The sequence below is a fragment of the Nonomuraea sp. NPDC049784 genome (assembly GCF_040659615.1).
Lineage (GTDB): Bacteria > Actinomycetota > Actinomycetes > Streptosporangiales > Streptosporangiaceae > Nonomuraea.
The window spans coordinates 1-6,364 of record NZ_JBFAMX010000594.1; the positions used below are offsets into that span (position 1 = coordinate 1).

Genomic DNA, 6,364 nt, shown 5'->3' on the forward strand with positions numbered 1-6,364 from the left:
CACGCTCCCGATCCACGAGGTCGCCCCCGGCGTGGTGGTCGAGGGCCCGGTGCCGGAGCTGGCCGAGGAGGTCCACGAGCTGCACCGGCGGCGCGTCCACGGCTGACGGCGTATGCCGTTTTACCTGCGGTTTGTGCGGTCCGTGACACAGTACGACCATGGTGTTCGGCCTCTCCATCAGGGCCCGGATGACCATCGCGACGGTGGTGGTGTTCGGCGCCATCGTCTTCGCCGGGGTTCTGGCGATCTTGCTGACGTATCCCGTGATGGCGCGGTCCGACCTGGTAGATCAGGCCGGCGACGCCAGCCGCCACCTCTCCACGGCCATCGGCAGGCAGCGGTTCACCGGCCCGATCCCGCCCAGGCAGGGCGTGTTCATCATGCAGGTCGTGGACCGCGGCGGGCACGTCGTGGCCGCCAACGCGACACTCGCCGGCCGGCCGCCCATCACCCGGGCCCGGCCCACCGGCGGCGACTCGCGGGTCGAGGACCGGGTGTGCCTGCCCGATGGGTGCATGGTCGTGGTGGGAACGAGCAACCCCGCCAGCGTGTACGGGCCCGCCGTCGCCTACGCGGCCCTGCGCGAGCCGTTCCTGCTGAGATCGCCGTTCCTGCCCCTGCTCCTGTCCGGCTCGGCGGTGGTGCTGGTGGCGCTGATGGGATGGGGCGCCTGGTACGGCGTCGGCCGGGTGCTGGCCCCCGTGGAGCGGATCCGGTCGGGGCTGGAACGCATCAGTGCCCAGGACCTGAGCCGGCGCATCGACGTGCCCGGCACGCGGGACGAGGTCGCCGAGCTGGCCGCCACGGTCAACGACACCCTGGCGCGGCTGGAGGACGCCGCGGAACGGAACCGGCGCTTCGTCTCGGACGCCTCCCACGAGCTGCGCTCACCGATCACCGGGCTCATGGTGCGGCTGGAGGGAGGCCTCGCGAACCCGGACGAGGCGGACTGGCGGGCGGCGCTCAAGGACGTGCAGCGGCTGTCGGACATCGTGCACGACCTGCTGCTGATGGCCCGGCTGGACGCCGGGGCGGAGGCGGCGAAGGAGCGGATCGACCTGGGGCGGCTGGTCGAGGAGGAGATCGTGCGGCGGCCCTGCCGGTTGCCTCTGACCATGGATGTGGAGCGGGGGCTCTTTGTCCGGGGGAACCGGTTGCGGCTCGCCCGGGTGCTGACGAACCTGCTGTCCAACGCCGACCAGTACGGGGACTCCCGAGTGTGGGTTTCCGCGCGGGGCCAGGCGGACCAGGTCGTGGTGGAGGTGCTGGACGACGGGCCGGGCATTCCCGTGGAGATGCGGGAGCGGGTGTTCGAGCGGTTCACCAGGCTCGACCAGGCCCGGGTACGGGACAGTGGGGGCACCGGGCTGGGGCTCCCGATCGCCCGCGACATCGCCAGAGCCCACGGGGGGACGCTGGAAGTGGGGGACGGGGGGCCGCACACCCGGATGGTCCTGCGGCTGCCTCGCGATTAGGGCTCGCGGCGCCCGCCGGTGATCGCCGCCCGGCCACCGGCGGGCCGCCGGGAATCAGGACCCGCCGAGCTCGATGGTCTCCGCCACCTCGGTGTGCCGCTCGGCCTCCTCCTGCGCGAACCGCTCCTCGTCGAGCTTGTCGGCGATCTCCTCGTCCTGTCGCATCAGCGCCTCCAGAGACTGGCCGGCCATCTCCAGCACGCCCATCTCCGCGTACGCCTGCTGCAACCGCGGGCTCCACAGCCCGATGTCCTTCACGCACGGCACGATCCGGCTGAACAGCAGCGACCTGAACAGCTTCAGGTAGTCCGACTGGTCCGTGGCCTCCATGGCCTCCTCGACCTCGGACTTCGACAGGCCCAGGTTCTCCCAGGTCTCGCGGCCGCGTAGCCGGTCGCGCATGAGGTAGCAGCCCTCGATGACGAAGTCCTCGCGCTCGCGCAGCTCGGTCTCCGACAGGTTCCGGTAGTAGTCGCGCAGCGCCATCCGGCCGAAGGCCACGTGCCTGGCCTCGTCCTGCATCACGTACGCGAGGATCTGCTTGGGCAGCGGCTTGGTCGTGATGTCGCGCATCACCCCGAACGCCGCCAGCGCCAGCCCTTCGATCAACACCTGCATGCCGAGATAGGGCATGTCCCAGCGCGAGTCGCTCAGCGTGCTGTCCAGCAGGGCCTTGAGGTGCTCGTTGATCGGGTACGCCAGGCCCACCTTCTCCTGGAGGAAGCGCGCGTACGTCTCGGCGTGGCGGGCCTCGTCCATCGTCTGCGTGGCCGCGTAGAACTTCGAGTCGAGATCCGGGACCGACTCCACGATCTTGGCCGAGCAGATCATCGCCCCCTGCTCGCCGTGCAGGAACTGGGAGAACTGCCACGCCGCGCCGTGCAGGCGTACGTCGTTACGGGTCTTCTCGCTCATCCGCTCCCAGAGCGGGGTGCCGTAGATGGCGATGGTCTGGTCGGGGATGCCGAGGACGTTGTACGGATCGACCTCAAGGTCCCAGTCGATGCGCTTGGTCGAGTCCCACTGCTTGTCCTTGCCCTTCTGGTACAACGACAACATTCGATCCCTGCCGTCGTCGTACTCCCAGGTGAACCGGCTCGCGCCGGACATTTCGACGTCCCAGGTGGAGAGCTCTGTGGGGATGGTGTAGAGATCGTGCGTCGACATCGGACCTCCGAGGGGGGCTTACGTACACCGTACGTCCACGTTGTGAGACTTGCACGTACGCCGTACGTGAGTCAATAGAATGAGTTATGCCCACGGAGCCACTGTCGCGGGGCCGCATCGTCGCGGCGGCCATCGACCTCATCGAGCGTGAGGGCGCCGACGCGGTCTCCATGCGGCGCATAGCGGCCGAGCTCGGCGTCGGCGTGATGTCCCTCTACAACCACGTGCCCAACAAGGACGCCCTGCTCAACGGGGTGGCCGAGGCGGTGCTGAGCGAGATCGAGTTCACCGACGCCCCCGACGCCCACTGGACCGATCGGGTGCGCATGCAGGCGCGGGCGTTCCGGCAGATCGCGCACGACCACCCTCGCTCGACCATGCTCGTGGTCAGTCGCCAGCTCCACTCCACGGCCGGGCTGCTGCCGGTCGAGCGGGCGCTGGCGACGCTGCGCAGCGCCGGGTTCGACGGGGCGGACGCGGTGAGGATGTTGCGGATCTTCATCGCGTACATCGTGGGCTCGCTGCTGCGGGAGGTCGGGGTGACGCCCACGTTCGCGCCACTCCACAACCGCATGGTCAAGGCCGAGAGCGTCGATCCGGCGCTGTTCCCCGAGGTCAGCTCGCTGGCGCCGCTGCTGGATCATTGCGACCACGAGGCGGAGTTCGAGTTCGGCCTCGAGCTGCTGATCCAGGCGATCGCGGTGCACGCGGGGCGCCGCGAGGGCACGCGTTAGCTGTTCTTGCCTGGCAGGTTGGTGACGCGGCTGGCCCGGGACTCCAGGTAGCGTTGCTCGGCGATGCTGGCGGTGGCCTTCGCGGCGCGCCGGTAGTGCTCGTACGCCCCGGCGGTGTCGCCGGTCTCCTCCAGCAGATGCGCCCGTACGGACAGCAGCCGGTGATGCCCGGTCATCCGCTCATCACTGTCCAAGGTGGCCAGCAGGGCCAGCCCGGCCTGCGGGCCCTCGGTCTCGGCGAGCGCGATCGCCCGGTTGAGGGTGACCATCGGGTTGGGCGCGATCCGTTCCAGGATCAGGTAGAGCGCGTGCACCTGCGGCCAGTTGGTCTCCTCGGCCGTGACCGCGTCGGCGTGCGTGGCGGCGATGGCGGCCTGCAGTTGGTAAGGCCCCAGCGCCGGGCTGGCCAGCGACGCCTTGACCAGCTCCGTGCCCTCGTCGATCAGCGCGTGGTCCCACTTCTCACGGTCCTGCTCGTCCAGCGGCACCAGGTCGCCGGCCGCCGTCGTACGTGCCTCCCGGCGGGCGTGGGTCAGCAGCATCAGCGCGAGCAGTCCGGCCACCTCACCGTCCTCGGGCAGCTGCGCGTGCACCATCCTGGCCAGCCGGATCGCCTCGTGCGCGAGGTCGGCGCGGTGCAACTCGCTGCCCGAGGAGGCGGTGTATCCCTCGTTGAAGATCAGGTAGAGCACGTGCAGGACGACCCGCAGCCGCTCCTCGCGCTCCGCGCCGTCCGGCAGGCTGAACGAGCTGCCGGCGGCCTTGATGCGCTGCTTGGCCCGGCTGATCCTGGCCGCCATCGTGGCCTCCGGCACCAGGAACGCGCGGGCGATCTCGGCAGTGGTCAGGCCGCCGACCGCGCGCAGCGTCAGGGCGGTCTGGGAGGCCGCGGTCAGCGTCGGATGGCAGCACAGGAACAGCAGGACGAGCGTGTCGTCGGTGTCCGGTACGTCCTCGGGCACCACTTCGGTGGCCGTGGCCGACTCCCGCTCGCGGCGCGCATGGTCGCTGCGCATCTGGTCGATGAGCCGCCGGGACGCGACAGTCACCAGCCAGCCGCGCGGGTTGTCCGGCACTCCCTCGGCCGGCCACTGCACGGTGGCGGCGAGTACGGCCTCCTGTACGGCGTCCTCGCACCCTTCGAACTGGCCGTGCCGGCGTACCAACGTGCCGAGGACCTGCGGCGTGAGCTCACGCAGCAGGTCCTCGATGACTGATGCTGTCATGCCTCCAATTGTCCGTCAGCGAACATCACCTGCCGCACCTCGACCCCCAGCCCCTCGATCGCGGTGTCCGGGATCTGCGCTGCCAGCTCGATCGCCCGCTCCTTGTTCTCGCAGTCGATCAGGTAGAAGCCGCCCAGATACTCCTTGGACTCCAGGAAAGGTCCGTCGGTCACCACCGGCTGGCCGTTGCGTACGGACACCACAGCGGCCTGTGACGGGTCGACCAGCGCCTGCGTGGTGATCAGCTCGCCGGCCTCCTTCAGCGCCTCGATGAACTTGCCGTGGCCGTCGCCGATCGCCGCCTTCTCCTTGTCCGTCAGCGCGTCCAGCACGGCCGGGTTGATATGCAGGCTGATCAGGAACTTCATCCCGTACTCCTCGTGGTTCGCGAGCCCCGGCGGGGCCCTTCGACCGGTTGGTCGGAGCCGCCGCCGTCGTCTTGACATCCCCCGCCCGAACGTTCGCACGAGCTTTTTCGCCGTCGCATCGCCCGGTCCGCGAGGTCGTCATTTCTGGTGACGCCCCACCGAGATTTCCGTCCGTACCGATGTCAAGAAGTTCGCGGCCGCTCCGACCAACCGGCGAAACGTCGAGAGAACAGGAAGTTTCGGATATGCGAGTCAACCGGGCGTGGCTGGGACTGGGCGTCCTCATGCTGCCGACATTGCTCGTCGCGATGGACATGACGGCGCTGCTCCTCGCGCTCCCACGGCTGAGCGCCGACCTGGGGGCCACCAACGTCCAGCAGCTGTGGATCAGTGACAGCTACGGATTCATGGTGGCCGGCCTGGTCATCACGATGGGTACGCTCGGCGATCGAATCGGCCGCCGCCGGCTGCTGATGATCGGCGGAGCGGCGTTCGCGGTGCTGTCGGTCGTGGCCGCCTTCGCGGTCAGCCCGCTGATGCTGATCGTCGTGCGTGCGCTGCTGGGTGTCGCCGGCGCGACCCTGGCACCGTCCACACTTGCCTTGATCACCAACATGTTCCGCGACGAACGGCAGCGCGGGCAGGCCATCGCGATCTGGGCGACCTGCCAGTTCACCGGCGGCGCGCTCGGGCCCGTACTCGCCGGATTCCTGCTCCAGCACTTCTGGTGGGGATCGGTGTTCCTGGTCGCCGTGCCGGCGATGGCGTTGCTGCTGCTCGCCGGCCCGTTCCTGCTGCCGGAGTTCCGCAGCGACCAGGCCGGCCGGCTGGACCTGGCCGGCGTCGGGCTGTCGCTCGTGGCGGTGCTGTTGATGGTCTACGGCATCAAGCAACTGACCGTCGAGAGCGTGCCAGTCGTGCCGGCGGTGGCCCTCGTCGTCGGCGCAGCCATCGGATCGCTGTTCGTACGCCGGCAACTCCGGCTGCGGACGCCGCTGCTGGACCTGCGGCTGTTCCGCAACCGCCCGTTCACGGCCGTACTCATCGGGCTGGTCTTCGCAGGCATCGCCATGGCTGGTACGGGCCTGCTGGTGACCCAGTACCTGCAGAGCGTGCTGGGCTTCTCACCGGTCGCGTCGGCGGTGCTGTTCGCACCAATGGGCCTGGGCGTGGCGGTCGGCACCATGGCCGCGCCGGCGCTGGCCCGGCGGATGAAGCAGACGACCGCGATCGCCGGCGGGCTGGTGGGGTCGGCACTGGGCAGCCTGCTGCTGGTAGGCGTCGACGGTGCGAGCGCCCTGCCGCCGTGGGAGATGACCTTGTGTCCGCTCCACTCGTCGATGATCCAGCCGATGCCCCACAGCTTGCCCAGCGAGTACGGGTTGGGGATGTCG

The 6,364-nt window shown here is 69.5% G+C and carries 6 protein-coding genes and 1 pseudogene; 4 read left to right on the top strand and 3 right to left on the bottom strand.

The genetic code is table 11. The features are described from left to right. Together AB0J09_RS52865 and AB0J09_RS52870 are read left to right on the top strand one after the other, a co-directional pair. Positions 1 to 106: pseudogene (locus AB0J09_RS52865) on the top strand (nucleoside deaminase); the annotation flags it as partial. Positions 107 to 158: 52 nt separating this feature from the next. Beyond that, complete coding sequence (locus AB0J09_RS52870) at positions 159 to 1,475, top strand: ATP-binding protein (RefSeq protein ID WP_360709596.1); 1,317 nt, start codon at positions 159 to 161, stop codon at positions 1,473 to 1,475. Positions 1,476 to 1,529: 54 nt separating this feature from the next. On the opposite strand, the gene AB0J09_RS52875 is transcribed toward AB0J09_RS52870, so the two are convergent. Continuing rightward, positions 1,530 to 2,642 carry a ferritin-like domain-containing protein gene (locus tag AB0J09_RS52875; protein WP_360709597.1) on the bottom strand — a complete coding sequence of 371 codons (1,113 nt, stop codon included), beginning with the start codon at positions 2,640 to 2,642 and terminating at the stop codon, positions 1,530 to 1,532. An 86-nt stretch (positions 2,643 to 2,728) separates the two neighbouring features. On the opposite strand from AB0J09_RS52875, the gene AB0J09_RS52880 reads away from it, so the two are divergent. Next, a complete protein-coding gene (locus tag AB0J09_RS52880; protein ID WP_360709599.1) occupies positions 2,729 to 3,376 on the top strand; it encodes a TetR/AcrR family transcriptional regulator C-terminal domain-containing protein in 648 nt (215 codons plus the stop codon). Here the strand turns inward: AB0J09_RS52880 and AB0J09_RS52885 are convergent. After that, positions 3,373 to 4,602 carry a DUF6596 domain-containing protein gene (locus tag AB0J09_RS52885; protein WP_360709601.1) on the bottom strand — a complete coding sequence of 410 codons (1,230 nt, stop codon included), beginning with the start codon at positions 4,600 to 4,602 and terminating at the stop codon, positions 3,373 to 3,375. The two genes, AB0J09_RS52880 and AB0J09_RS52885, sit on opposite strands and share 4 nt — an antisense overlap. Continuing rightward, the gene (locus AB0J09_RS52890; protein WP_360709602.1) at positions 4,599 to 4,970 is read right to left on the bottom strand and encodes a YciI family protein; all 372 of its coding nucleotides are present in this window, start codon (positions 4,968 to 4,970) and stop codon (positions 4,599 to 4,601) included. The genes AB0J09_RS52885 and AB0J09_RS52890 overlap by 4 nt, the downstream gene beginning before the upstream one ends. Positions 4,971 to 5,215: 245 nt before the next feature. Between AB0J09_RS52890 and AB0J09_RS52895 the strand changes: the two genes are divergently transcribed. Beyond that, the coding region (locus tag AB0J09_RS52895; protein ID WP_360709604.1) for an MFS transporter at positions 5,216 to 6,364 on the top strand (1,149 nt) is incomplete at its 3' end.